Source organism: Enterobacter sp. Lyrl_3, assembly GCF_051948675.1.
GTDB lineage: Bacteria > Pseudomonadota > Gammaproteobacteria > Enterobacterales > Enterobacteriaceae > Enterobacter > Enterobacter cloacae.
Genome location: NZ_JAYJLI010000002.1, coordinates 181,256 through 206,687, shown reverse-complemented (window position 1 = coordinate 206,687; position 25,432 = coordinate 181,256). Strand labels below are relative to the sequence as shown.

Here is a 25,432-nt window from a genome sequence, read left to right as displayed (position 1 = left end):
TCTCTTAAGCATGTGAGCAATCCCATCTTTAATTATCAAGGAGAAAGTAATGACAACGCATCGCCGTGAGAAAGATTCGATGGGCGCGATCGACGTTCCGGCCGACAAACTCTGGGGGGCGCAAACCCAGCGCTCGCTGGAACATTTCCGTATTTCGACAGAGAAAATGCCCGTTTCGCTGATTCAGGCGCTGGCGCTGACCAAACGTGCCGCCGCCAAAGTGAATCTGGATCTGGGCCTGCTGGCGGCTGACAAAGCCAACGCCATCATCAGTGCCGCCGACGAAGTGCTGGCGGGCAAGCATCCCGACGAATTCCCCCTGGCCATCTGGCAGACCGGCTCTGGCACGCAGAGCAACATGAACATGAATGAAGTGCTGGCCAACCGGGCAAGCGAGTTGCTGGGCGGCGTGCGCGGTATGGAGCGTAAGGTTCACCCGAACGATGACGTTAACAAGAGCCAGAGCTCCAACGATGTCTTCCCGACGGCAATGCACGTGGCGGCGGTGATTGCCATCCGTGAACAGCTGATCCCGCAGCTAAATGTGCTTAAAAGCACCCTTAACGAGAAAGCCCAGGCCTTCAGTGATATCGTCAAAATCGGGCGTACCCACCTGCAGGATGCCACGCCGCTGACCCTTGGACAGGAGATATCCGGCTGGGTGGCGATGCTGGAACACAATCTCAAACACATTGAGCACAGCCTGCCGCATCTCTCTGAGCTAGCGCTGGGCGGCACGGCGGTGGGGACGGGGTTAAATACCCATCCGGAGTACGCGGTGCGCGTGGCGGAAGAGCTGGCCGCGATTACCGGGCAACCGTTTGTTACCGCGCCCAATAAGTTTGAGGCGCTGGCAACCTGCGACGCGCTGGTTCACACGCATGGTGCGCTGAAAGGGCTGGCGGCATCACTGATGAAAATCGCCAACGACGTGCGCTGGCTGGCCTCTGGCCCGCGCTGCGGCATTGGTGAAATCAGCATCCCGGAAAATGAACCGGGTAGCTCCATTATGCCGGGCAAAGTGAACCCGACGCAGTGTGAAGCCATGACTATGCTCTGCTGTCAGGTGCTGGGAAATGACGTGGCCGTCAACATGGGCGGTGCGTCAGGCAATTTCGAGCTGAACGTCTATCGTCCGATGGTTATCCACAATGTGCTTCAGTCTGTACGGCTGCTGGCGGACGGCATGGAGAGTTTCAACGCGCATTGCGCCTCCGGCATCGAGCCGAACCGCGAGCGAATCAGCCAGTTGCTCAATGAGTCGCTGATGCTGGTGACCGCCCTCAATACCCATATCGGCTACGACAAAGCCGCTGAGATCGCCAAAAAGGCGCATAAAGAGGGGCTGACGCTGAAAGCCTCTGCGCTGGCGCTCGGCTATCTCACGGAAGCCGAGTTTGATGCCTGGGTTCGCCCTGAAGCGATGGTCGGCAGCCTGAAATAGTCACGTCGCCACATACAGGTGCAGCCGGGGAATAATCAGCTGCAGCGGCTGCGCCTGAGGCTTATAGCGATGCTGAACGTTTTCCGCATCGTAATTCAGCAGTTCGCCAATGTCCGGTACCACGGCGCCCTGATCGGCATCATAGAGCGCAATCAGCGGTGTTGGGCAGGCGTACTGGATCTGCTTTTGCTGGCCTGAATACCAGACGCGGGCGATAGGCTGCACCTTCACCGGGCGTTTAATCTTAAGGCGCGTTTCAGCGGGCAATGACGCGATGCTGTGATACTCCTGCTCCAGGCGCTCAATCCACTGCTCGCGCGACCACGGAGCCACGGTGCGCGGCGCTTTCAGGCTCTTTTCCAGCTGGGCCAGGATCTCATCCCGGGTAAAGTTTTTGATAATGTGCTTGTTGGCCCAGCCGAAGCGCAGCGTGGCGGGCTGACGCAGTACCGTCAACGTACGGTAGGCATTCAGGGTGATTAAACCCGGAAGCTGGCGGTGCACCCACTCAAAGCGGGCGGCTGGTGCCAGGCCTGACTCTTCGGTAATGATTTTTTCAAATGCCGCTTTCAGGGTATTGATGTGCGTAATCTGGGTTTCCAGCGCCTCACGGGTTTCGGCGTCCGTTTGCAGACAGATCACCCCCGGCAGGCGAACGGCCGCCTTGCTGCTGCGGTTTTCTGACTGCTGCTGAATAAACAGGCGACGATAGTGCTGTAGCGCCAGATCCCGCGCGGATTGGCCGATATGCTGTTTGACGTCGATGGTTTGCAGCGGATCGTGCTCTGCGCCTTTTGCCACCTCCGGCAGGGTAAAGACCCGCGCAGCCAACAGGCGGCAGGCCTGCAGGCGCCCGGTCAGCGTTAACAGCTCATGCTCCATCTCCCGAAAGGTGCTGTTCAGCCTTTCGATAAGATCGTATGTCGCCATGTGAATCCCCATTAGTTACAACATACTCATGGTATAGCACAGCACGCCGGGTCAGGCCAGCGTGCGGTTAAGGTCAGGCAGGAACGGGAAGGGCGATGTTATGGTACACCGGCCAGCTAAAGCAGAAGCATGCGCCGCCGAGTTCACTCTCCCCGCACTGCACCGTGCCGCCCATCGCCTGCGCGATAGAGTGGACAATCGCCAGCCCCAGACCACACCCTCCCGTCGCACGGTCGCGGCTCGGGTCGAGACGCACAAACGGCTCGAACACGGTTTCACGCGCATCCGGGGCGATGCCGGGGCCATCGTCTTCCACCGTCAGACGGGCCTGATTGTCCTGCAAGTCCAGGCCAATCCGCAGCGTGCTCTCGCTGTAGCGCATGGCGTTGTTCATCAGATTATCCAGCACGCGTTCCATCAGGCGCATGTCCAGCGCGCCGTAATCTCCCTGCGTGACGCGCGTTAACAGGGTGCGTTGCGGATTGACGCTCTGGACGTCATCAATATGGGTTTGGATCCACGTCGGCAGATCCGGGGTACTGAGGTGCAGTTCATTTTGTGGACGGTCAAGACGAGCATAGGTGAGCAGCTCCTCAATGAGCGCTTCAAGCTGGCCGATGTCGCGGTTTAACGCCTGAGACTCTGCCGCCGTAAGGTTTTCGCTCATCTCCAGCCGATAGCGCAGACGCACCAGCGGCGTGCGCAGTTCATGAGCAATCCCGTCGATCAGCTGTTTTTTGCTGGCAATCAGGGCGTTGATGTTATCGGCCATCTGGTTAAATGCCACCCCCAGACGTTCAAAGCTGGACCCGCTGTCAAAGTGAATACGCTCGGTAAGATGCCCCTCGCCAAAGCGCTGTGCGGCGGATTCCAGTTTGAGCATGTCCTGCCAGTGTGGGCGCATCCAGATAAAGACCGGGAAGGCGAGTGAAATGGCGATAAAGGCCATCAGGGCCATATCCAGCAGGCGCATCTGGTGCAGATAATAGAGATAAGGCACCGGCCCTACAGCCAGCACATAATGACTGCGCGGAATGCGCTGGATAAAGGTGTATTTCTCATCCAGTGCCACGATATCCCCGTCACGCAGGCGCTGCATGGCAGGCGGATCTAAAACGAAATCCTTCAGCGGTTCAATGCGCAGATCGAACGACAGGTTCAAATCCAGCTCTTTTAAGGTTCTCGCCCAGTCATGTGGCGGAATTTCACGCAGTTCGCTGCGCATCAGATAAAGAGAGCTTTTCATCAGATCGTCCAGCGACTGCCTGCCCGCTCGTTCGGCAGTGAACTTATAGACCAGCCCGACCAGCATGGTCATCACCAGGAAGCAGACAAACAGCAAAAGATAAAACTGCACAAAAAGCTTTTTCATTAAATCTCACCGAAAAAACGATACATGCAGAATATACATGAAAAACCTTCCGGTGTTTTCACCACCATCATGCACGACAAACGTATTATCTGAGCCGTGCCGAGGTTTGTTACATGGCGTGAGTACTTCTTTTGATTTTGGCGATGAGTTTTTCTGTCACGCTCAGGCCTTCCGCGATCTCCGCATCAATCACGGCGCTTCCGAATTCGTTAATTAAATCCAACAATATTTCGTAAGACTGAATCAGTTCCAGAAGATCAAAGAGGGCTTTTTGGTCGGCACGCGTGGGGGAGGCTTGGTTAAGCGTTGCCTGATTAACAATCCATTCAAGATTGGTTTTGATGGCTTCTACGTCATGGTAACTATACATATGTCATAGGCTTAAATCCTCATTTCAAGATTTTATGGGAGAGAGGTAGCGAAAGCGTCGCGATAAAAACGTTTATGTGGCGGGCCCGGTGCGAGCTCAAGAAGGAATGCAGGAAAAGTAATTATGGATTAGTTCGCTGGCTTAGCAAGTTAATTGTTGCGCCAACGGGCAAATTAACGCGCGAAAGAAAGGGCATTGTCATGTAATGCCTTCATTTCGCGCAGGCTATGCTATTTTGCTAACGCGATCAGGTTTCCCAGGCGTGCGGGGCGAACAGATAACCCTTGTTACGCACGGTTTTGATGCGGTACGGCTCGGTGGCGTTGTCCTGCAGTTTCTTACGCAGTCGCGAAATAGCCACGTCAACACTGCGATCCATTCCATCGTAACTTACGCCGCGCAGGTTTTTCAGCAACGCGTCACGGTCCATAATTTGCCCCGCATGGGTGGCCAGCTCCCAGAGCAGGTCAAAATCGGCGGTAGAGAGCGCGATAAGCTCACCGGAGAGCAGGACCTGGCGGTTAACCGGATCGATGGATAACGTGCCAAACCGCATCGCTTTATGCGGCATCAGGGACTGCGCCGGCACCTCGCGTTCACTGCTGGCATGCTGGCGCAAGTGCAGGCGCAGACGGGCGAGCAGAACGGCAGGCGGCGTGGTTTTAAGAATGTAGTCATTGGCCCCCATCTCCAGCGACAGAATATGGTTCATGTCGCTGTCCAGTGAGGTCAGCAGCACGATAGGGCCATCCCACTGAGCCCGCAGGTCGCGGCACAGCGTCATCCCGTCTTTGCCGGGCAACATGATATCCAGCAGCACCAGATCCGGGTTTTCACGCACCACGACCTCTTCGGCGCGATCGCCACGTGGCTCAACAATAACGTCCATATCATGTTTACCCAGATAAGCGGCGATCAATTGCCCCACTTCGGGCTCATCTTCTACATAAACAATCTTATTCATACAACGTCTGTTATCGCGAAAAATGCCAACATACACCGCGTAACCTTAACCTTCCATTAATCTTTCAAAATTAACGTCAGTTCCGTTATTCTGACTCATATTGTTACTTGATTGTTATAGGAAAAAGCATGGGGCTGGCGATAAAAGCCGCGCTGGGCGCGCTGGTGGTGTTATTGATTGGCGTACTGGCAAAAACCAAAAATTACTACATTGCCGGGCTGATTCCGCTCTTCCCGACGTTTGCGCTCATTGCACACTACATTGTCGCCTCGGAACGCGGCACTGAGGCGCTGCGCACCACCATTGTGTTTGGCATGTGGTCAATCATCCCTTACTTTCTCTACCTGTTGTCCTTGTGGTATTTCACGGGCTTTCTGCGGCTTCCCCTGGCGCTGGGCGGGGCGGTGGTCTGCTGGGGGCTCAGCGCCTGGGTGCTGATTTTCTTCTGGAGCCGCTATCACTAGCGCAGCGGTCGCCCGCCGTCCACGGCAAAGGTTCTGCCGGTGACGTAACAGCTGGTGAGCAGATAATCGATAAGATCGATGACCTCTTTCTCGCCAGGGGCGATTTTCATCAGGGATTTATTCAGCGCCTGCTGACGATACTCGGCATCATCGCCCTCGTTGAATAAAATCATCGCCGGGGCGATGGCGTTCACCTTGACCTCTGGTGCCAGCTTGCGGGCAAATGAACGCGTCATGTTATCCAGTGCGGCTTTACTCGCCGCATAAGCGATGTGTTTGTCGCTCCCGCGCTCCACCACATAATCGGTGAAATGAATAATGTCACCCGCGGCATGGCCGTGGCCGCGCAGCAGATCCTGTAGGGCATGGTTAAGCAAATAGGGGGCATTGACGTGGATCTGCAGCATACAGGCGAGCGTTTCGCGGAGCGACGTACCGGGTTTTTCTGCAAGCCATGCGCTGGCGTTATGGATAATCGCCCGCAGACCGTGGGTCGTTGATTTGACCTTATCCGCAAAGGCAAGAATGCCGTCGTCGGTGGAGAAATCAGCCTGAATACAGGTTGCACCTGCTTTTCGTAGCCCGTCTATCGAGGGGTATTCCGTGCGGTAACTGACAATGACCGGGTGGCGAAGGTTGAGAAAGTGATGGGCGAGGGCGAGGCCGATACGACGGCCTCCACCGGTGATCAGTATTGGGCGATGCTGCGCAGTTCCCATCGTATTCTCCTTTTCAGTTCAACAATGGGAAACGCAGGGTTATCCCATTAACATCCAGGTTGCCGGTACGGCAGCAACCAGTAACAGCCCGATGAGGGCCATTTCACGGCGTTTAAGCGCGTTCTCCAGCTGATGAGTACGGCGGGCATAGATAAACACCAGCAGGCCCGGCGCATACAACACCACCGACAGCAGCAGGTGCATAGGCCCGGAAGCATACAACAACCACAAACCGTAAATACAGGCGCCGATCCCTACCGCATAATGCGCCGGGCGAGTGGCGATTTTTAACAGATACGCACCCACTAAGAAATAGGGTACCAGAATCATCTCCGAGGCGATGGTCAGCAGGGTGTTATAGTCCGAACCTGTGAGCCAGATCAGCACCAGGCAGACCTGAACGCTGATATTCGTCAGCCAGAGCGACGCTGACGGCGCACTGTTTTTATTCTGACGGGCAAACAGACGCGGAAACGCTTTGTGCGTGGCAGCCAGGAAAGGCACTTCCGCCGCCATGATGGTCCAGCTCAGGTAAGCCCCGCAGACGGAGATAATCAGCCCCGCGGCAATGACCACATCGCCCCAGCTACCGAGCATTTTCACCATCAGACCGGCCATGGATGGGTTACGCATTTCGGCCAGTTCAGGACGAGCCACCACACCCAGCGACAGCAGCGTCACCAGCAGATAGACACCGAGGGCCGCCAGCACCGCCAGCAGCGTGGCGCGTCCGACGTCGCGCTTGTTGCGCGCGCGGGCAGAGACCACCACCGCACCTTCAACACCAATGAAAACCCACAGGGTGATCAGCATGGTGTTTTTCACCTGCTCCCAGACGGGGACGCCCAGCGCAAGGCCAGTGAAATCGAGTTTAAATACATCCAGACGGAATGCCATAAACGCCAGCACAATAAACAGCCCGAGCGGAACCAGTTTGGCCAGCGTCGCCACCAGGTTAATGCTTGCCGCTGTCTGGACGCCGCGCAAAATGAGCCAGTGTACGACCCACAGCAGCACCGACGCCCCGACAATCGACTGCCAGGTGTTGCCGTCACCAAAGAGACGCAGCTCGGGCGTATCGGTAAAGAAACTGAGCGCCGAGAAGACAATAACCAGATAGGAGACGTTAGCGATCACCGCACACAGCCAGTAACCCCACGCGGAACAGAAGCCAATCAGCTCCCCAAAACCGGCCCGCGCGTAGGTGAAAATACCGCCATCGAGATCGGGACGAATACGGGTCAGCAGCAGCATGGCGAAGGCCAGCAGCAAAATGCCAACGCCGGTAATCCCCCAGCCAATCAGCAGTGCGGCAGGGCTTGCGACGGCCGCCATATTCTGCGGTAAACTGAATACCCCCGCACCCAGCATTGAGCTTAAAACGAGTGCAGTTAAAGCACTCAGGCCAAGTTTCTTTTCCATTGGCTTCCTGTTATGAAAGGTCCAAATCCAGAATAATTATTTCGCACAGGCGCATAAAAATGGTGGATCACACTAAGGCGCGGGATTTTACGGAGTGTCACGAACGCATGCAATGATGTGTAGCAGAAATTCAAAAAAAGTAACAAAAAAAGGCGGCATTACGCCGCCTTTAATGAAGCGTTTTGTTACTTGTACAGATCGGCGCTGATGGTCATGTTGTTACCACGTTCCTGCCACTGGCGGGTGATGTGGTAGTACTTCGCCCCTTTCTTCGCCGCGCGCTTCGCGACCTGATAAGAGACTTCCGTACCGTTGCCATAGTTGCCGGTAAACTTGATGCTGTCGAACGGCACCATCTGCGCAGCCGTGGCGTTGTTCAGCTCTTCAACTTTGGTGCCGTCTGGCAGGGTAACGGAGTAACGGCCACCTTTCGTGGATTGCGTCTCAAAGAAACGGCCCACTTCAGCGCTTGGCGCTGCGGAGGTTGCTACGCCTGGAATTTCGACTTTCTTCGCTTCTTCGCCGCCTTTCGCTAACGCCGCGCGACCGGCTTCTGAATCAGCAGGGATGGCATCCGGGCTTTGCAGAACGCGTTTTTTCGCATCTGCTTTATAGATGAACGCGGTAATACGCTGGTTGCCACCCTGGTTAGCATCTACCTGACGCACGATGTAGAACGAGTAAGCCCCTTTCTGTTTCGCGGCTTTGGTGATGGCATCGTTCACTTCTGGCTGGCTGCGGTAGAAGCCCTGAACGGTAACGGTGTCATACGGTTCCAGCTCAATCGCCTGATCTTTAGGCAGTTCAACGACGCCGTTGATCACGCGGTTTTTCGGCGCGTCAGCTTTTGGCGCATTCTCTTTGTACAGCGCAATGGTCACGCGCTGGTTGCCGCTATTGCCTTGATCGGACTGGTCAAGCACGTAAAACGACGCTGCGCCGTTTTTATCAGCGGCTTTTGATGCGGCGGTAACGGCATCGCCAATAGAGTTGTAACGACCCACAATGACCGTATGGTCAAAAGGTTTTAACGCTGCCGCTTGCTCCGGCGTTAACTCTGTCGCGGCATTCGCAGACAGGGCGGTCGCGGAAAGAAGTGCGGACGCCAGGAGTGTGTTCTTAAGCTTCATAAAAATAATCCTTCGCCTTGCGCAAACCATGTACTGGTATTGTTGTTAATTTGAGACGGTCCCGATTATGGCATTTAAAACCTGTTGCTGTCTGCGCCATTTTTCACAGCCTGTGCTCACCGAAGGATCTGATTCGATAACATTTAGTGATATGTTGAAAAAACAGGCGTTTGACAAGCAAAAGTGATAAAGCATATGACTTTTACAAGTTAATTTAATGTTAATAAGTTGATCTCATATGGCGCTATATCATGTTTTTACCGCTTCGCTTGCGCGATTTATCGGTTCTGAGGATGAATTTAAGGTAAATATCTCTGTCAGCGAGGCCGTTCGCTTATTTTTCACAGATAATGTAAGAAATAGTGTTTTCAGGCGGTAGATCGCAGGCGCTATTTTCAGTAGGTTATAGAAAGTTTGTTACTGTTTTATTTTCCGGGGTTACTCATTTGCCGCCGCTCTAAGGATGGCGAAATTTGATGCAACTGCGGGCATTTATCGATAAACCATCATCAAAAACCGATGGAAGGGAAAACTATGCGTATTGGGGTACCAAAAGAACGGTTTGCCAATGAAACCCGCGTAGCGGCGACACCAAAAACGGTGGAGCAACTGCTTAAACTGGGTTTTACCGTCGCCATTGAAAGCGGCGCGGGCAAACTGGCGAGTTTCGATGACGAGGCCTTTATTCAGGCTGGTGCGGACGTGGTGGACGGTGCTGAAGTCTGGCAATCACCCGTTATTCTGAAGGTGAATGCGCCGCAAGAGAGCGAGATTGAGCTGCTGAACCCGGGCACCACGCTGGTGAGCTTTATCTGGCCTGCCCAAAACCCAGAGCTGATGGAGAAGCTGGCGGCACGTGGCGTGACGGTAATGGCGATGGACTCCGTGCCGCGTATTTCGCGCGCGCAGTCTCTGGATGCCCTGAGTTCAATGGCGAACATCGCCGGTTACCGTGCAATCGTCGAAGCCGCCCATGAATTCGGCCGTTTCTTTACCGGTCAGATCACGGCGGCAGGCAAAGTGCCGCCGGCAAAAGTGATGGTGATTGGTGCCGGTGTGGCAGGCCTGGCGGCTATCGGTGCGGCAAACAGCCTGGGCGCTATCGTCCGCGCGTTTGACACCCGCCCGGAAGTGAAGGAGCAGGTGCAGAGTATGGGCGCCGAGTTCCTTGAGCTGGACTTCAAGGAAGAAGCGGGCAGCGGTGATGGTTATGCGAAGGTGATGTCCGAAGCTTTTATCAAAGCGGAAATGGAACTCTTTGCCGCGCAGGCAAAAGAGGTGGACATTATTGTCACCACCGCGCTGATCCCGGGTAAACCGGCACCGAAGCTGATCACCCGTGAGATGGTGGACACCATGAAGCCGGGCAGCGTGATTGTCGACCTGGCCGCGCAAAACGGCGGCAACTGTGAATATACCGTGCCGAACCAGGTATCCACGACCGCCAACGGCGTGAAGGTGATTGGTTATACGGATCTGCCTGGCCGTCTGCCCACGCAGTCGTCCCAGCTGTACGGTACTAACCTCGTTAACCTGCTGAAACTGCTCTGCAAAGAGAAAGATGGCAACATCACCGTTGATTTTGACGATGTGGTTGTACGCGGCGTGACCGTGGTGCGTGAAGGCGAAATCACCTGGCCTGCGCCACCGATTCAGGTTTCCGCCCAGCCTCAGGCAGCACCGAAAGCGGCGCCAGAACCCACAGAGCCTGCTAAACCGGCTTCTCCGTGGCGTAAATACGCGCTCATGGCGCTGGCGATTATTCTGTTTGGCTGGCTGGCCGATGTCGCGCCAAAAGAGTTCCTCGGCCACTTTACCGTCTTCGCGCTCTCCTGCGTGGTGGGTTACTACGTGGTCTGGAATGTCTCCCATGCACTACACACGCCATTGATGTCGGTCACTAACGCCATCTCCGGGATCATCGTGGTCGGGGCGTTACTGCAGATTGGTCACGGCGGCTGGATTAGCTTCCTGAGCTTTATCGCGGTGCTGATCGCCAGTATCAATATTTTCGGTGGTTTCACCGTGACTCAGCGCATGCTGAAAATGTTTCGTAAAGGCTAAGGGGTAGCATATGTCTGGAGGATTAGTGACAGCCGCATACATTGTTGCTGCAATCCTGTTTATTTTCAGTCTGGCGGGACTTTCCAAGCACGAAACGTCTCAGCAGGGTAATAACTTTGGTATCGCCGGGATGGCGATTGCGCTGATTGCCACTATTTTCGGACCCGATACCGGCAACGTTGCCTGGATCCTGGTGGCGATGATCATCGGCGGGGCGATCGGTATTCGTCTGGCAAAACGCGTTGAAATGACCGAAATGCCGGAGCTGGTGGCGATCCTGCACAGCTTCGTGGGTCTGGCGGCGGTGCTGGTGGGCTTCAACAGCTATCTGTACCACGAACCGGGCATGGAGCCGATTCTGGTCAACATTCATCTGACCGAAGTGTTCCTCGGCATCTTCATCGGTGCAGTGACCTTCACCGGCTCGATTGTGGCGTTCGGTAAGCTGCGCGGTAAGATCTCCTCCAAACCGCTGATGCTGCCAAATCGTCATAAGCTGAATCTGGCGGCGCTGGTGGTCTCCTTTGTGCTGCTGGTGGTCTTTGTGCGTACCGAAAGCGTAGGTCTGCAGGTGCTGGCGTTACTGGTGATGACCATCATTGCGCTGGCGTTCGGTTGGCACCTGGTGGCCTCCATCGGTGGGGCTGATATGCCGGTTGTGGTGTCGATGCTGAACTCCTACTCCGGTTGGGCGGCGGCAGCGGCTGGCTTTATGCTGAGCAACGACCTGTTGATTGTCACCGGTGCGCTGGTGGGCTCTTCCGGTGCGATTCTGTCTTACATCATGTGTAAGGCGATGAACCGCTCATTCATCAGCGTTATCGCCGGTGGTTTTGGCTCTGACGGCTCCTCGACCGGTTCTGACGAAGAAGTGGGCGAGCACCGTGAGATCAGCGCGGAAGATACGGCAGAGATGCTGAAAAACTCGCACTCGGTCATCATCACCCCAGGCTATGGCATGGCGGTGGCGCAGGCGCAGTATCCGGTCGCTGAAATCACCGAGAAGCTGCGCGCGCGCGGCATTAAGGTGCGCTTTGGCATCCACCCGGTAGCGGGGCGTCTGCCAGGCCACATGAACGTGCTGCTGGCAGAAGCGAAAGTGCCTTACGACATCGTGCTGGAGATGGACGAGATCAACGATGATTTCGCCGACACCGACACCGTGCTGGTCATTGGCGCCAACGACACCGTTAACCCGGCGGCGCAGGACGATCCACGCAGCCCAATCGCCGGGATGCCGGTTCTGGAAGTGTGGAAGGCGCAGAACGTGATTGTCTTCAAACGTTCCATGAACACCGGCTACGCTGGCGTTCAGAACCCGCTGTTCTTCAAAGAGAACACCCACATGCTGTTTGGCGATGCCAAAGCCAGCGTGGATGCGATCCTGAAAGCACTGTAATTCGCGTTCTCCTCCAAAACCGCTCTTCGGGGCGGTTTTCTTATTTCTGCGGTCAGCGTTTCTCCTCTGTCTATACTTTATCCTTTGTGTACTACGAGGAGGTGAAATGCAATTTTTGTCCCGCTTCGACATCCTGGAGCTGATGATGACGCCGACATTCTGGGTAAACGTCGCCACGGTTATCGTTGTGACGCTGCTGGTCTACTGGCTTCTGACGCGCCTGATCGCATTCGTTAAGAGAGGGATCACAACCTGGGGAGATAAGCACCCAACCACAAACAGGATGCGTTTTATCCTGACCGATATGCTTAACCGCACCAGTCGCTTCCTGCTTTTTGTCGTGGCGCTGCTCATCAGCTTGCGTTTTGTTGATTTACCCGACCGGCTCTTTAGCACCGTAAGCCACGCCTGGTTCCTTGTCTTCGCGATACAGGTGGCGCTCTGGCTGGATCAGGGCGTGGTGTCGTGGCTGCGACACGTTATGCTGGCCCCCGGCAGTCATAAAAATCCGGTTACCCTGGTGATCACCGGTCTTATCCTTCGCGCTATCGTCTGGTCTGTGATGCTGCTGTCGATTCTCGCTAACGCGGGCGTCAACATCACCGCGCTGGTGGCAAGCCTGGGGGTAGGGGGTATTGCTATCGCCCTCGCCGTACAAACCATTCTGAGCGACGTCTTCGCTTCGCTTTCTATCGGCTTTGATAAACCGTTTGAAATTGGTGACTTCGTGGTGTTCAACGACGTGGCGGGAACGGTGGAACACATAGGCTTAAAAACGACCCGTATTCGTAGCCTGAGTGGGGAGCAGATCGTTTGCGGTAACGCCATTTTGCTTCAGCAGACGCTCCACAACTATAAACGTATGCAGACCCGTCGCATCGTCTTCACGTTTGGCGTCGCCAGCGACACGCCGCCTGAAAAGCTGCGCTATGTGGGGGATATGGTCAGGCAGATCATCACCGATGTGGGTGAGACAAAGTTCGATCGCGCCCATTTCCTCGGGTTTGACCGTGACCGCCTGACGTTTGAAGTGGTTCATATTGTCAATACGGCGGATTACAACAAATACATGGATATCCAGCAGGAGATCAATATCCGTATTCTCGAAGGGCTGAACGCCCAGGAGATTAAGCTGGCGCTGCCCAGCATGGTGTTACACGCACCGTGGATGCAGGATCGATCAACTGAAGAGACACAGACAGCGATCGAGAGCTGATAAGAAAAGCCCGCCGGGGAGGCGGGCGAGTAGACTGACGTTAATCGTCTTCCGGGTCATCCAGCTCAACCGGTGTCTGGTACTCATCCGGCTTAATGACCAGCAGGTCGCAGCGCAGATGGTCAATCACCTGTTCTGCGGTATTGCCCAGGAACGCGGCAGAAATACCGGTCCGTCCAATGGTGCCCAGCACCACAATCCCTGCCTGCAGATGTTCGGCTAAATCCGGGATCACCTCTTCAGGCAATCCTTTCTCGACATGCGTCATGTTCTCATCAATGCTGAACTTCTGGCGCAATGCTTTCATGGCCAGCAGGTGCTGTCCGCGGATCGCGTCGTTATATACGCTCGGGTCAAATTCAGGCAGTTCGATGGCAATATTGATAGGGGTAACCGGATAAGCGCCGACCAGATGCACTTCGGTGTGGTTAACCTGCTCGGCAAGCAGCAGCGTCTCTTTGACCAGCTTTTCATTCAGCGAATTGTGATAATCCTCTTCGCTTGCCAGGTTTACTGCCACGACGGCTTTGCCGCCTTCAGGCCACGGCTGATCTTTCACCATCCAGACCGGGCACGGGCATTTACGCAGTAAGTGCCAGTCTGTCGGCGTGAAGATCACGGATTCCAGCTTGTCGTGCTGGTGCGCCATTTTCAGCAGCAGATCGTGCCCACCGGCGACCACCTCCTGGATAATCGCTTCAAAGGGGCGGTTATGCCAGACCACTTTAATATCGATAGGCACACCCGCTTCCAGGTAGTACTTCGCCTGTTCGCGGATCCACGCGGTACGTTGGCTGATCACTCCCTGACGCATAGCGGTACGCTCGTCAGGCGACAGAAGGGTGGTCATCTCATACGAGAAGTCATAGATCGGCAAAAACGCTTTGATTTTGCCACCAATCCGTTGATGTAAATACACAGCACGTCGTAATGCCGGCTGATCGTCCTGATTAGGATCGATAGCTACCAGCATGTTTTGATACTTTGCCATACAGGTCTCCTTACTACTGTCACCACAGTCTGTAATTAAAAGAGTAACCTATATATCCTGAATGAAACAGAGGTAAGGTTTTGCCAGATCAATAATTCATGAAAATATCTCAGAAGAATAGCACCGTCGTTGTCACCGCGATAAACGCAATCAACAACAGCACCATCACCACGATGGCAAACGTGGTGGAGTCCTGAACGTAGGTTTTTTCCTCTCCCTTCATTGGGCCGACAAGCATGATCCAGATGAAGAGGAAGGTCACGGAGGCAATAACAACTGAAACGAAAAATAAACTTTCTCTCAATTTAACCTCAACGAGAACCTTTCAGGAGCGGGGGATGTCTGTCGCAGGGGCGGGAAGTGGTGTGCTTACCTGCCAGACCAATAAATCATAAAAATTTATCGGCCTGGCATCAATCATTCGTGGGGTTTATGCCACGTTGCGGGCGTGGCCGGCAAGAACAGCCAGCGCTTCACCATTTTCGATGGTGATATATTTACCTTTAACGGCCAGCATGCCGCTTTTCTGGAAACGGCCCAGCAGACGGCTGATGGTTTCCACGGTCAGGCCCAGGTAGTTACCAATATCGCCACGGGTCATGGTGAGACGGAACTCACGTGGAGAGAAACCACGTTCGGCGAAACGGCGGGAGAGGTTATAGATAAATGCAGCCAGGCGCTCTTCCGCATTCTTTTTGGACAGTAGCAGGATCATGTCCTGATCGCCTTTGATCTCACCGCTCATCAGACGCATCATCTGCTGACGCAGGTTTGGCATTTTGCCTGACAGATCGTCCAGCGTTTCAAACGGGATTTCGCAGACCATTGAGGTTTCCAGCGCCTGCGCAAAGCTCGGGTGATGGCCAGTACCGATGGCGTCAAAGCCGACCAGATCGCCTGCCAGATGGAAGCCGGTGATCTGCTCATCACCCTGTTCGGTGATGGTATAGCTTTTGATGGTGCCAGAACGGATAGCATAGAGCGATTTCAGTTCGTCTCCCGCTTTAAACAGCGTCTGCCCTTTCTGAATAGGCTTTTTGCGCTCGATGATGTTATCAAGCTGGTCAAGCTCATGCTCATTCAGGGTAAACGGGATACAGAGCTGGCTGATGCTGCAATCCTGGCAATGGATAGCACAACCGCCAGACTGAATGCGTCGTATAATTCGCTTTTCTGGGATCATAGGTTTGCTCAAGCCTTAATTGATATTGGTCAATTTTAACATCTTTTTGGTAAGTACGTAAGCCTGGCAAACCATCAATAAGGACAAGAGACGGCAACGTGTTGCCATCTTCTTGAAATTCCACAGCTTGATTATGGATTTTTAGCCTAACCGGTAGAAAATTAAGCACAAAAAGCCTGGAAACTACAGCAAAAGATACCCTTCGTGACGCAGTAACCACTCCTTGCGCTGCACACCGCCGGCATAGCCGGTCATGGTGCCGTTGCGGCCGATCACACGATGGCAGGGCACCACGATACTGACGGGGTTAGAACCGTTCGCGGCACCCACCGCCCGCGCCGCGCCCGCGCGGCCTAACTGTTCTGCGAGCTGTCCGTAGTGCATAACCTGACCACACGGAATATCGCGTAGCGCCTGCCAGACTTCACGCTGGAATGGCGTACCGGCCGTGGCGGTTGGCAGGTCATTGATGATGCTGAGATCGCCCTCGAAGTACGCCGCCAGCTTGTCGCTCAGCCCACCTGGATTGGTGGCACTGATACGCTCAAAACCCTGGGCGCGGTAATGGATGTTGAGCAGCTCTTCCATGCGATCGCTGTGCTCTTCCCATTCCACGGCACGCAGATGGAACTGCTCGTCGGCGATAACCCACAGCGGCCCAAGCGGCGTTGCAATTTTATCTTCGAGTAATCTCAGCATCCTCTTTCCTTTAATTCAGCCTCGGGTAGATACCCGGTCCTATCGGCAGGCCGACAAGATACCATGCCACCAGCATCACCAGCCATACCCCTAAAAAGATAAGCGGATAGGGTAAAACCAGCGAATAGTAGGTACCCAGCTTCGCCTCCGGTTTATAGCGCTGCAGGAAGCCCAAAAACAGCGGTACGAATGGCGAAACCGGCGCCAGCGGGATCACCGAGGAGTCGGCGATACGGAACAGGATCTGCGCAAAGGCCGGATGGAAGCCCAGCATCATAAACATCGGCACGAAAATGGGGGCCAGAATCGACCAGATGGCGGATCCGCTGGCGATAAACATGCACAGCAGTGACGACAGCAGCGCCAGACCCACAAACGCCGGGACGCCGCTTAACCCGGCGGCTTCCAGCGCATCGGTCAGGCCAACGGCCATAAATTTGCCCATGTTGCTCCAGTTAAACATGGCGACAAACTGGGCCAGCGGGAAGACCATCACGATAAAGCCCGCCATCTCCTTCATCGGCTCAATCATCAGCTGCGGCAGATCGGCCTGGCGGCGGATTTTGCCGGTGGCGATGCCATACGCGAGCGACACGACAAAGAAAAACAGAATGATCAGCGGCACAATGCCCTGTATAAACGGCGAGGGCAGGACGGTATGTTTCACCGGGTCGCGCAGAATACCGTTCTCCGGCACTACCATCAGCGCCACCATCGCGATAAATACCAGCGAGACTATCCCGGCGACACGCAGGCCAAAGCGTTGCTCTTTGCTCAGCGTTTCCAGCTTTTCGTCACTACGGCCTTCCCATTTCCCTAACCGCGGCTCGATGATCTTATCGGTAATCAGCCCGCCAACAAGCGTCAGGACGATGACCGAACTGGCCATAAAGTACCAGTTGTCGATCACGCTGACGTGCATGGCCGCATCGATTGTTTTCGCCGCCTCGGTGCTAATCCCCGAAAGCAGGACATCGGTGGTGACGATCAGCAGATTGGCAGTGAAACCGCATCCCACACCGGCAATTGCCGACAACAGACCCGCCACGGGGTGACGCCCGACGGCAAGGAAGATCAGCGCCCCCATCGGCGGCATGATCACCAGCGCGGCATCAGAAGAGATGTGGCTGAAAAACGCGATAAACAGCACCATATAGCTGGCGTAGCGTGCGCTGACGTGAGAAGCCATTTTCACCATTAGCGCGGGGAGCAGGCCAACGCGCTCAGCCAGACCGGCCCCCAGCACCAGCGCCAGAATGGCGCCCAGCGGCGCAAAACCGCTGAAGTTTTTAATCACATTCGGTAAAAACCAGTGCAACCCTTCAATGCTCAGCAGGTTCTTTACGCTTACCATGCTGCCATCGGCCGGGCTGCGCACGCTCACCCCTAAGGCGGACAGCACGGCTGTCGCCACCATCAAAACCACGATTAACCAGATAAAAAGCAGGAAAGGGTGTGGCACTTTATTGCCGATCCTTTCAACCCAGCCATAGAGCTTACCGGATGGGGAATGCGAAGGTATGGATGACATACTCATGGGCGTTCCTCGGGACTGTTGTGTTGTGTTGTGTTTTTTTATTTTAAAGGTGACGGTGTCACGCCCGCAGGGATCGGACACACGTACGGTTTTTCTTGTGTTTGTTGTTCGAACTCTTCACGACATTTTTTCAGCAGGTCTGCGTCCTGCAGCAGATGTAGCGCGGTGGCACCCATCACTTTCCCGGCCAGCAGCATGCCTTTATGGGCAATGGACGTTCGCCCCTGAGCCACCAGTTGCCAGGTGTGCAGCGGCGTGCCGACGGTAAAGCAGGGGCTGAAACACTGGGCGACGGGCATTTTCCAGCTAACGTCACCCACGTCCGTGGAGCCTGCCAGCACGTTATCGGTGATGGCGTAAGGCGCGACCTCGTCCACCAGCAGGGTCTCCTGGTGGCGGCGGGCAAAGGCTTTACCTTCGTTCCCCCCGGTTGCAGCAATGTTTCTGAGGCTGTTTTGCAGATCGTTTGCCGTCAGGGTGGCGCGGATCTCCCGGGCAAAAGCGCGTTCTTCCTCCGTCCAGGCTGGCGTGCCGTAATGTTGCAGGGCGCGATACATCGCCGCTTCGAGCGTGCGGTTTGGCAGGTAGCTGGAGCAGGCTTTATCAAAGCGACACTCGACGGTGGTTTCGGTCATCAACGCCGCACCCTGCGCGATCTTCTCAATGCGCGCGTAGATTTGCTGCGCGTCGGCCATCTCCGGGGCGCGGATCAGGTACAGCACTTCGGCCTGCGCCTGCACCACGTTGGGGGAGATGCCGCCGGTATCGGTTATGGCGTAATGGACGCGTGCTTTCTCGATGATATGTTCGTTGAGGAAGTTGGTGCCGGTGGTCATCAGCGTCACCGCATCCAGCGCGCTGCGCCCCAGATGCGGCGAGTTTGCCGCATGCGCCGCCACGCCCTTAAAGCGCCAGGCGGCCTGGATATTGGCCAGCGTACTGACGTTAAACATGCCGGCAAACGCTTCCGGATGCCAGGTGACCGCGGCGTCAACGTCGTCAAACAAGCCCTCACGGACCATAAACGTTTTACCGGAACCGCCTTCTTCGCCGGGACAACCGTAAAAACGCACGGTTCCACTCCCGCCGTGCTGCTCCAGCCAGCTTTTCACCGCAACGGCACCCGCAAACGCCGCGGTGCCGAGCAGGTTATGCCCGCAGCCGTGGCCGTTAGCACCGGGCGTGGTGGCGTGTGCCGTCGCGCAGTGTGCCTGCTGGCTTAATCCGGCCAGCGCGTCATATTCGCCGAGCAGGGAAATCACCGGTTTACCGCTACCGAAGCTGGCGATAAAGGCATTCGGAATGCCGCCAGCCTCACGGATCAGGGTGAAGCCTTCCGCTTCCAGCGCGCTGGCCAGCCGCTCTGCGGACCAGAACTCTTCAAAGCGGGTTTCCGGGTGATCCCAGATTTCGTCGGCAATGTCGGTGAACGTCTGACATCGCGTGTCGATTGCATCGGCAATAAAAGCGTAGTTCTCCTGCATTACACACCTCGCGTCCAGGGGAAATTCAGCGCAGTGCGCGCCAGCGTTTCGATAGCGACGGTCATGACGCGCTCATCAAAGTCGAATTTTTCATTGTGATGTCCGGCGCTCAAATCGGTGCCAAACACCATGTAGGAGGCCATGCCGCCGTTTTCTTGCACCCGGGCCATCATCAGCGTGGCGTCTTCGGAACCGGCCGGGGCTTTAACCTTATCAATGGCCTGTTCCACACCGGGCACCTGGCTTGCCTGCTGGCGCAGATAATCCACCCAGGCAGGTGTCGGAGCGCTGGCGGTGGCAGCCCCCATCAGGCGCATCTCAGCCGTCACGCCGTACAGCGCGGCGGCACCGGTAATGACGGATTGCGCGCGTTCGAACACATACTGATTGATCGCCTCGCTCTCGCCGCGGGTTTCGACCTTAAGCAGGGCATGGGCGGGTACCACGTTGCGTCCGCTGCCGGCCTGCATCACTCCCACATTCACCCGGGAAGCCCCTTCGCTGTGTGGCGCAATGCTGTGCAGCGCGAGCGCGGCCTGGGCGGCGGCGAGCAGGGCGTTACGGCCTTCTTCCGGTTTACCGCCTGCGTGTGCGGCAACGCCGGTAAACGTCGCGTCAAACTTGGTTGTCGCCATAAAGTTATCGCTGCCGCAGATCACCGTCCCGGCAGGCACCCCGGTACCAATGTGAATGGCGGTGAAATAGTCCACCCCGTCCAGTGCCCCGGCGGCCACCATGGCGCGTGCGCCGCGAGTGCCTTCTTCGGCAGGCTGGAAGATCAGCCTGATGGTGCCGTTCAGCTGCGCTTTGTTGTGCATGAGCACGTGCGCCAGCCCAAGGCCAATCGTGGTGTGGCCGTCGTGCGCGCAGGCGTGCATCATGCCCGGATTGCAGGAGGCAAAGCCGTCGCGGAACGGGCGGTGGCTGTCGTCGAGCGCTTCGCTCAGGTCGAGAGCGTCCATGTCCACGCGAAACGCCAGCGTCGGGCCGGGACGGCCGGTGTTAAGCGTGGCAACCAGGCCGGTGAAGCCGCCTTCAAACGGCGCGAGCCATTTTTCGGGCGCGCCCTGCGCACGGGCGCGGGCAAATTCTCGCGTCAGGGTGGCGTTATCCGGCAACCCCATACGGCTTTCGGCATCCACCACGTCGCGGCCCATCGCCAGGTCATAACCCAGGCTATCCAGGATCTCCGCGACCTTCGCGGCAGTCCGAAATTCCACCCAGCCGGATTCGGCAAAATGGTGAAAATCGCGACGCCATGCGCTCAGTTGCGGGGCTAAGGTTTGGATGTACTGTGCCAGTGAGTCCATATCTGTTCCTGTCATCATTAAAATATGTGAACTGCTTCACGCTGTGATAGTTTTTACTTATCACTAACCGATTTTTCACAGTTTTAACCGTTCAGGAATTACCCTCGCACATCCCTTTCCATTAAAGTAGATGACAGTTTCTTTACTCTGATAAACAACGGTTATCGGTCGGGCTATGTCATTTCAGATTAAATTTCATCAAATTCGGGCGTTCGTTGAAGTGGCGCGTCAGGGCAGCATTCGCGGCGCCAGCAGGACGCTGAATCTTTCGCAACCGGCGTTGACCAAATCGATCAAAGAGCTGGAAGAGGGCATGGCGGCGCAGCTCTTTGTGCGCCGAAGCAAAGGCGTGGCGTTAACCGAGTGTGGTGAGGGCTTCTATCAGCGCGCCAGGCTGATTCTGGAAGAGCTGCGCGCGGCGCAGGATGACATTCGCCAGCGGCAGGGCGAGCTGGCCGGGCAGATCAATATCGGGATGGGGGCGAGTATTTCGCGAAGCCTTATGCCTGCGGTTATCACCCGCTTTCATGTGCAGCATCCGCAGGTTAAGGTGCGAATTATGGAAGGGCAGCTGGTATCGATGATCAATGAATTACGCCAGGGCGAACTGGACTTCACCATCAATACCTATTATCAGGGTCCTTACGATCATGAATTTACGTTTGAAAAGCTATTAGAAAAACCGTTTGCCGTATTTTGCCGGGAGGGGCATCCGGCGACGGGAGCAACCTCCATTAACGATCTGCTGCATTATAACTGGACCATGCCAACGCCCCGGGGAAGTTATTATAAGCAGTTAGAGGATGTATTTAGCCATCGCTCGCAAATACCCCGCATTGGCGTGGTCTGCGAAACATTTTCGTCGTGTATCAGCCTTGTCGCACAAAGCGACTTTTTAAGCATATTGCCGCAGGAGCTGGGTTGTGACCCCCTGTTGGCAGGGCGTCTGGTTATGCTGCCGGTTGTCGAATCACTTCCAAAAGCGACGTATTATTTAATTCAGCGTCGGGATTCACGCCAGACCCCGCTTACGGAGTCGTTAATTACGCAGTTCAGACGCGAGGCGCGGGCAATCGTCTCTGCGTGAAACATCATCCATAAAAAACAGGGCCTGTCCGACATCAGACAGACCCTTCAGTACACACAGCAGTGCATCCCTTCGCATATCCTGGATGTTATATCCATGAGGCAGGTTAATTAAGTTATAACAGCTTTCTCTCAAAATGAAAGGCGGTTGAGTGTTTGATTTTATGGATGTTTAAGCCAAATTGCGTGTTTTATTTACGCTGAAGTTTGAGTTAAGTGATGTTTAATTTTTCCCCGGCTGTCGATTGATATTCATCAGCTTGCTTTCAGCGCCACCCTACCCGGGGGAACGGCTGTTGAGGCACACCCCCCGCGAAGGTATAGTACAGGCTCAGATGTAGCCGGAGGATTTCCATGAACCCTGACGACAAATCACTGTTTCTTGACGCCATGGAGGATGTCCAGCCCCTGAAGCGCTGCGCAGATATTCACTGGCAGCCGAGCCGCAACACGCGGGCGCGCCAGGAGATTGATACCGAGCAACTGGATAACTTCCTCACCCTGGGCTTTCTGGAACTTCTGCCCCTGGATGAGCCGCTGGCATTTCAGCGTGAAGGGATACAACAGGGCGTAATGGATAAGCTGCGCTCGGGGAAATACTCCCGCGAGGCCAGCCTGAACCTGTTACGTCAGCCCGCCGAGCGTTGCCGCCAGATGCTGTACGCCTTTATTCGCCAGGCCGGACGCGACGGATTACGCAATCTGATTATCATTCATGGAAAAGGGCGTGAACAGAATGCTCATCCTAACGTGATACGTAGCTATCTGGCGCGCTGGTTAACAGAGTTTGAGGAAGTGCAGGCCTTCTGCGTGGCGCTGCCGCATCACGGCGGCAGCGGGGCCTGTTATGTTTCACTGCGAAAATCCAACGACGCGAAACAGGAGAACTGGGAACGGCACGCCAAGCGCAGCCGTTAACGGGATTAGCGCGGGCGAGGTGCTCGCCCGCGCTGAACTCAGAAGGTTTCCCAGTTGCTGTCGGTGGCGGTGCCTGCCGTGGCCGGGCGCAACAGCTTTGGTGTTTTCACATGCGTTGTACGGGGCGCGGTGGCCTGTTGTTTACCGTTCAGACGAAATGCCGCTACCGCCTGGCGCAGCTGTTCGGACTGATCTTCCAGCGCCGCTGCCGCCGTGGCGGACTGCTGCACCAGCGCGGCGTTTTGCTGGGTGACGCTGTCCATCTGCGAAACGGCCAGGCTCACCTGTTCAATACCGCGACTCTGCTCATCGGACGCAGATGAAATCTCGCCCATGATATCGGTCACGCGGGTGACCGCCGCCACAATTTCCTTCATCGTTGCACCGGCTTCGCTGACCTGTTCAGAGCCGGTATTCACGCGGCTGACAGAGTTCTCGATAAGGCCCTTGATCTCTTTTGCCGCCTGCGCGCTGCGGCTCGCCAGGGTACGTACTTCCCCGGCGACCACCGCAAAGCCACGGCCCTGTTCCCCGGCGCGTGCGGCTTCTACCGCGGCATTCAGTGCCAGAATGTTGGTCTGGAAGGCAATGCTGTCAATCACGCCGGTGATGTGGGCAATTTGCTGCGAACTGTCGGCAATTTCCGTCATCGTGCGGACAACGTTATCCACCACATGACCGCCGCGCGCCGCTGTTTCAGACGCGTTCTTCGCCAGCAGGGTCGCCTGACGGGCGTTGTCGGAGTTCTGTTTCACCGTGGCGGTCAGCTCTTCCATGCTGGCCGCGGTCTCTTCCAGCGAGGCGGCCTGTTCTTCCGTACGGGCGGAAAGATCGTTGCTCCCGGCGGCAATTTCGCCTGCGCCGGTGTAGATGGAGTCGGTGCTGCCGCGTACGGCGCTGACCGTGGTGACCAGAGATTGCTGCATCTCATGCAGACCGGCCGCCAGCTGGCCCATCTCATTGCGGCCAGAGAGGGTAATATCCTGCGTCAGGTCGCCCGCCGCAATGGTGCGAATATGGTTCATAATGGTTTGCAGCGGTTTTAACAGCAGGTGCTGTAACCCCTGCCAGATCACCACCAGCACGGCGATAACGGCCAGGAATATAGCCGCCAGCGTCCATTGCATCTGGGTAAAGCTGCTCTGGTTCTCTTCGGCCGCTGCTTTCAGCAGCGTGTTGTTTTCGGCGCGCCAGCGGTTATAGACCGCTTCCATATCGTCCTGTGCCTGCTGCGCATCCAGATCGCCATAGGCCTGATAGTTGTCGGCACGCAGATACTCAATCGACAGACGCATCACTTCGTGCATCTGGTTCCAGGATTTCAGCATCTCGTCGGTTAGCGCCGCACTCTGGCCGTTAACCTGCGGCAGGGCCTGCCACTGTTTGTTATAGGCTTCTGCTTTAGCCAGAGAGTTACCCGCGGTGCCAAGCAGTTTGTTGATCGCCTCAAGGGACGCCGGATCGCGCTGATTTTTCAGATAGCGGATGGCCACGCGCGTCACGGTAACGCGCGTTTTGATGAGGGTGTTAACGCTGTCACTCAGGCTCTCCTGTTGGGCATTAAGCACCCCGGAGTTCTGGAAGTTATGGCGATCGTTGCTGACGGCAGAGTAGAACAACCCTCCCGTGACAACTTGTAGCAGGCAGAATATGGTGAGAGCAAAGATAATACCGGTAATCACGTGCAGATTTTTCAGCATAGCGGTCGTCCGTAAGAAAGTGCAGGGGTACACAAATACTATCGTCGTCTAAAATTTAAACTTTAATTTAACTCGCGCTTAACTATGGGTTCTGGTCGGGAACCTGTTGTAAATCCGGATCTTTTTTATGAGGAAGGTGAACATGAGCAGCATCGATAAAAGCGGGACATACGCGCTGGGCACACGCACGGTTAAACGGCTGGGTTACGGCGCAATGCAGCTGGCCGGGCCGGGCGTTTTTGGGCCACCGAAGGACAAAAATGCCGCGCTGGAGGTGCTCCGGGAAGCCGTGGCGGCGGGCGTGAATCATATCGATACCAGCGATTTTTATGGTCCGCATGTGACTAACCAGCTGATCCGCGAGGCGCTGCATCCGTACCGGGACGATCTTACCCTCGTCACCAAAATCGGTGCGCGACGCGATGATAAAGGCGCCTGGCTGCCGGCCTTTTCCGCCCAGGAGCTGACCCAGGCGGTACACGACAACCTGCGCAATCTGCAGCTGGATGTGCTGGACGTGGTGAACCTGCGGATTATGTTTAGCGCACACGGACCGGCGGAAGGCTCGATCGCTGAACCGCTGTCCACCCTGGCAGAGCTACAGCAGCAAGGGCTGGTGCGACATATTGGTCTGAGCAATGTCACCGCCATGCAGGTTGCCGAGGCGCAGAAGATGGTGCCCGTGGTGTGTGTGCAAAACATGTACAACATCGTGAACCGTAGTGACGATGCGCTGGTGGATTCGCTTGCGCAGCAGGGGATTGCTTATGTGCCGTTCTTCCCGCTGGGCGGTTTTACGCCGCTGCAATCTTCCGGGCTGCAGGCGGTGGCGGACGACCTGGGGGCGACACCGATGCAGGTTGCGCTGGCCTGGCTGCTGCAGCGTTCTCCGAACATTCTGCTGATCCCGGGAACCTCTTCCGTGGCGCATCTGCGGCAAAACCTCGCGGCAGGGGAGCTGGTGTTACCGCCTGACGCGCTGGCTACGCTGAATGCGCTGGTGTAATCACGTATAAACAGAGCCCGGAGG

At 55.9% G+C, this 25,432-nt stretch carries 23 protein-coding genes; 8 read left to right on the top strand and 15 right to left on the bottom strand.

All coding sequences use genetic code 11. The annotated features are described in order from the left end of the window. The first annotated feature begins 49 nt into the window (after positions 1-49). Entirely contained in the window at positions 50-1,444 is a 1,395-nt protein-coding gene (fumC, locus tag VF709_RS06165; RefSeq protein ID WP_020688279.1) for a class II fumarate hydratase, read from the top strand. On the opposite strand, the gene tus is transcribed toward fumC, so the two are convergent. The 4 genes from tus to rstA all read right to left on the bottom strand — a co-directional run bounded on the left by tus (position 1,445) and on the right by rstA (position 5,080). Beyond that, a complete protein-coding gene (tus, locus tag VF709_RS06160; protein WP_149896440.1) occupies positions 1,445-2,374 on the bottom strand; it encodes a DNA replication terminus site-binding protein in 930 nt (309 codons plus the stop codon). Positions 2,375-2,447: 73 nt separating this feature from the next. After that, positions 2,448-3,746 carry a two-component system sensor histidine kinase RstB gene (gene rstB, locus VF709_RS06155; RefSeq protein WP_149896439.1) on the bottom strand — a complete coding sequence of 433 codons (1,299 nt, stop codon included), beginning with the start codon at positions 3,744-3,746 and terminating at the stop codon, positions 2,448-2,450. Between the two features lie 109 nt (positions 3,747-3,855). Further along, on the bottom strand, positions 3,856-4,116 hold the full coding sequence (locus VF709_RS06150; RefSeq protein WP_038980410.1) for a hypothetical protein: 261 nt from the start codon (positions 4,114-4,116) through the stop codon (positions 3,856-3,858). A 247-nt stretch (positions 4,117-4,363) separates the two neighbouring features. Further along, positions 4,364-5,080, bottom strand: a complete 717-nt coding sequence (rstA, locus tag VF709_RS06145; RefSeq protein ID WP_013096874.1) for a two-component system response regulator RstA — start codon at positions 5,078-5,080, stop codon at positions 4,364-4,366. Positions 5,081-5,208: 128 nt separating this feature from the next. On the opposite strand from rstA, the gene VF709_RS06140 reads away from it, so the two are divergent. After that, on the top strand, positions 5,209-5,544 hold the full coding sequence (locus VF709_RS06140) for a GlpM family protein (RefSeq protein WP_013096873.1): 336 nt from the start codon (positions 5,209-5,211) through the stop codon (positions 5,542-5,544). On the opposite strand, the gene folM is transcribed toward VF709_RS06140, so the two are convergent. The 3 genes from folM to ydgH form a co-directional block, all read right to left on the bottom strand. Then, entirely contained in the window at positions 5,541-6,263 is a 723-nt protein-coding gene (folM, locus tag VF709_RS06135; protein ID WP_149896438.1) for a dihydromonapterin reductase, read from the bottom strand. The genes VF709_RS06140 and folM overlap by 4 nt on opposite strands. Before the next feature lie 39 nt (positions 6,264-6,302). Beyond that, positions 6,303-7,685 (bottom strand): amino acid permease, encoded by a 1,383-nt coding sequence (locus tag VF709_RS06130; RefSeq protein WP_013096871.1) that lies wholly within the window; start codon positions 7,683-7,685, stop codon positions 6,303-6,305. A 185-nt stretch (positions 7,686-7,870) separates the two neighbouring features. Beyond that, positions 7,871-8,815, bottom strand: coding sequence for a DUF1471 family protein YdgH (ydgH, locus tag VF709_RS06125; RefSeq protein WP_149896437.1), 945 nt, complete (start codon positions 8,813-8,815; stop codon positions 7,871-7,873). A gap of 534 nt (positions 8,816-9,349) precedes the next feature. Here ydgH and pntA point away from each other — a divergent pair. The 3 genes from pntA (at position 9,350) to VF709_RS06110 (ending at position 13,494) form a co-directional block, all read left to right on the top strand. After that, entirely contained in the window at positions 9,350-10,879 is a 1,530-nt protein-coding gene (gene pntA / locus VF709_RS06120; RefSeq protein WP_020688274.1) for a Re/Si-specific NAD(P)(+) transhydrogenase subunit alpha, read from the top strand. Between the two features lie 10 nt (positions 10,880-10,889). Further along, entirely contained in the window at positions 10,890-12,278 is a 1,389-nt protein-coding gene (gene pntB, locus VF709_RS06115) for a Re/Si-specific NAD(P)(+) transhydrogenase subunit beta (protein WP_013096868.1), read from the top strand. A gap of 106 nt (positions 12,279-12,384) precedes the next feature. Further along, positions 12,385-13,494, top strand: a complete 1,110-nt coding sequence (locus VF709_RS06110) for a mechanosensitive ion channel family protein (protein WP_020688272.1) — start codon at positions 12,385-12,387, stop codon at positions 13,492-13,494. A 40-nt stretch (positions 13,495-13,534) separates the two neighbouring features. Here the strand turns inward: VF709_RS06110 and uspE are convergent, their stop codons facing one another. The 7 genes from uspE to VF709_RS06075 form a co-directional block, all read right to left on the bottom strand. After that, positions 13,535-14,485, bottom strand: coding sequence for a universal stress protein UspE (gene uspE / locus VF709_RS06105; protein ID WP_013096866.1), 951 nt, complete (start codon positions 14,483-14,485; stop codon positions 13,535-13,537). 109 nt (positions 14,486-14,594) lie between these two features. Continuing rightward, the gene (locus VF709_RS06100; protein WP_023620353.1) at positions 14,595-14,747 is read right to left on the bottom strand and encodes a hypothetical protein; all 153 of its coding nucleotides are present in this window, start codon (positions 14,745-14,747) and stop codon (positions 14,595-14,597) included. A 168-nt stretch (positions 14,748-14,915) separates the two neighbouring features. Beyond that, entirely contained in the window at positions 14,916-15,668 is a 753-nt protein-coding gene (gene fnr, locus VF709_RS06095; RefSeq protein WP_006174991.1) for a fumarate/nitrate reduction transcriptional regulator Fnr, read from the bottom strand. Between the two features lie 183 nt (positions 15,669-15,851). Then, positions 15,852-16,367, bottom strand: a complete 516-nt coding sequence (gene ogt / locus VF709_RS06090; RefSeq protein WP_013096864.1) for a methylated-DNA--[protein]-cysteine S-methyltransferase — start codon at positions 16,365-16,367, stop codon at positions 15,852-15,854. A 10-nt stretch (positions 16,368-16,377) separates the two neighbouring features. Continuing rightward, positions 16,378-17,904 carry a p-aminobenzoyl-glutamate transporter gene (gene abgT / locus VF709_RS06085; RefSeq protein ID WP_020688271.1) on the bottom strand — a complete coding sequence of 509 codons (1,527 nt, stop codon included), beginning with the start codon at positions 17,902-17,904 and terminating at the stop codon, positions 16,378-16,380. Positions 17,905-17,942: 38 nt separating this feature from the next. After that, the gene (locus VF709_RS06080; protein ID WP_149896435.1) at positions 17,943-19,388 is read right to left on the bottom strand and encodes a M20 family metallopeptidase; all 1,446 of its coding nucleotides are present in this window, start codon (positions 19,386-19,388) and stop codon (positions 17,943-17,945) included. After that, positions 19,388-20,698, bottom strand: a complete 1,311-nt coding sequence (locus tag VF709_RS06075) for a M20 family metallo-hydrolase (protein WP_013096861.1) — start codon at positions 20,696-20,698, stop codon at positions 19,388-19,390. Before VF709_RS06075 ends, VF709_RS06080 begins: the two co-directional genes overlap by 1 nt. 175 nt (positions 20,699-20,873) lie before the next feature. Between VF709_RS06075 and VF709_RS06070 the strand changes: the two genes are divergently transcribed. Further along, the gene (locus tag VF709_RS06070; protein ID WP_149896434.1) at positions 20,874-21,785 is read left to right on the top strand and encodes a LysR family transcriptional regulator; all 912 of its coding nucleotides are present in this window, start codon (positions 20,874-20,876) and stop codon (positions 21,783-21,785) included. A 353-nt stretch (positions 21,786-22,138) separates the two neighbouring features. Beyond that, on the top strand, positions 22,139-22,702 hold the full coding sequence (gene smrA, locus VF709_RS06065) for a DNA endonuclease SmrA (protein ID WP_013096859.1): 564 nt from the start codon (positions 22,139-22,141) through the stop codon (positions 22,700-22,702). Positions 22,703-22,740: 38 nt separating this feature from the next. Here smrA and tcp read toward each other — a convergent pair whose 3' ends face one another. Continuing rightward, entirely contained in the window at positions 22,741-24,402 is a 1,662-nt protein-coding gene (gene tcp, locus VF709_RS06060) for a methyl-accepting chemotaxis citrate transducer (protein ID WP_440231086.1), read from the bottom strand. Positions 24,403-24,544: 142 nt separating this feature from the next. On the opposite strand from tcp, the gene VF709_RS06055 reads away from it, so the two are divergent. Next, positions 24,545-25,408, top strand: coding sequence for an aldo/keto reductase family oxidoreductase (locus tag VF709_RS06055; RefSeq protein ID WP_095907749.1), 864 nt, complete (start codon positions 24,545-24,547; stop codon positions 25,406-25,408). The last annotated feature ends 24 nt before the right edge of the window (positions 25,409-25,432 follow it).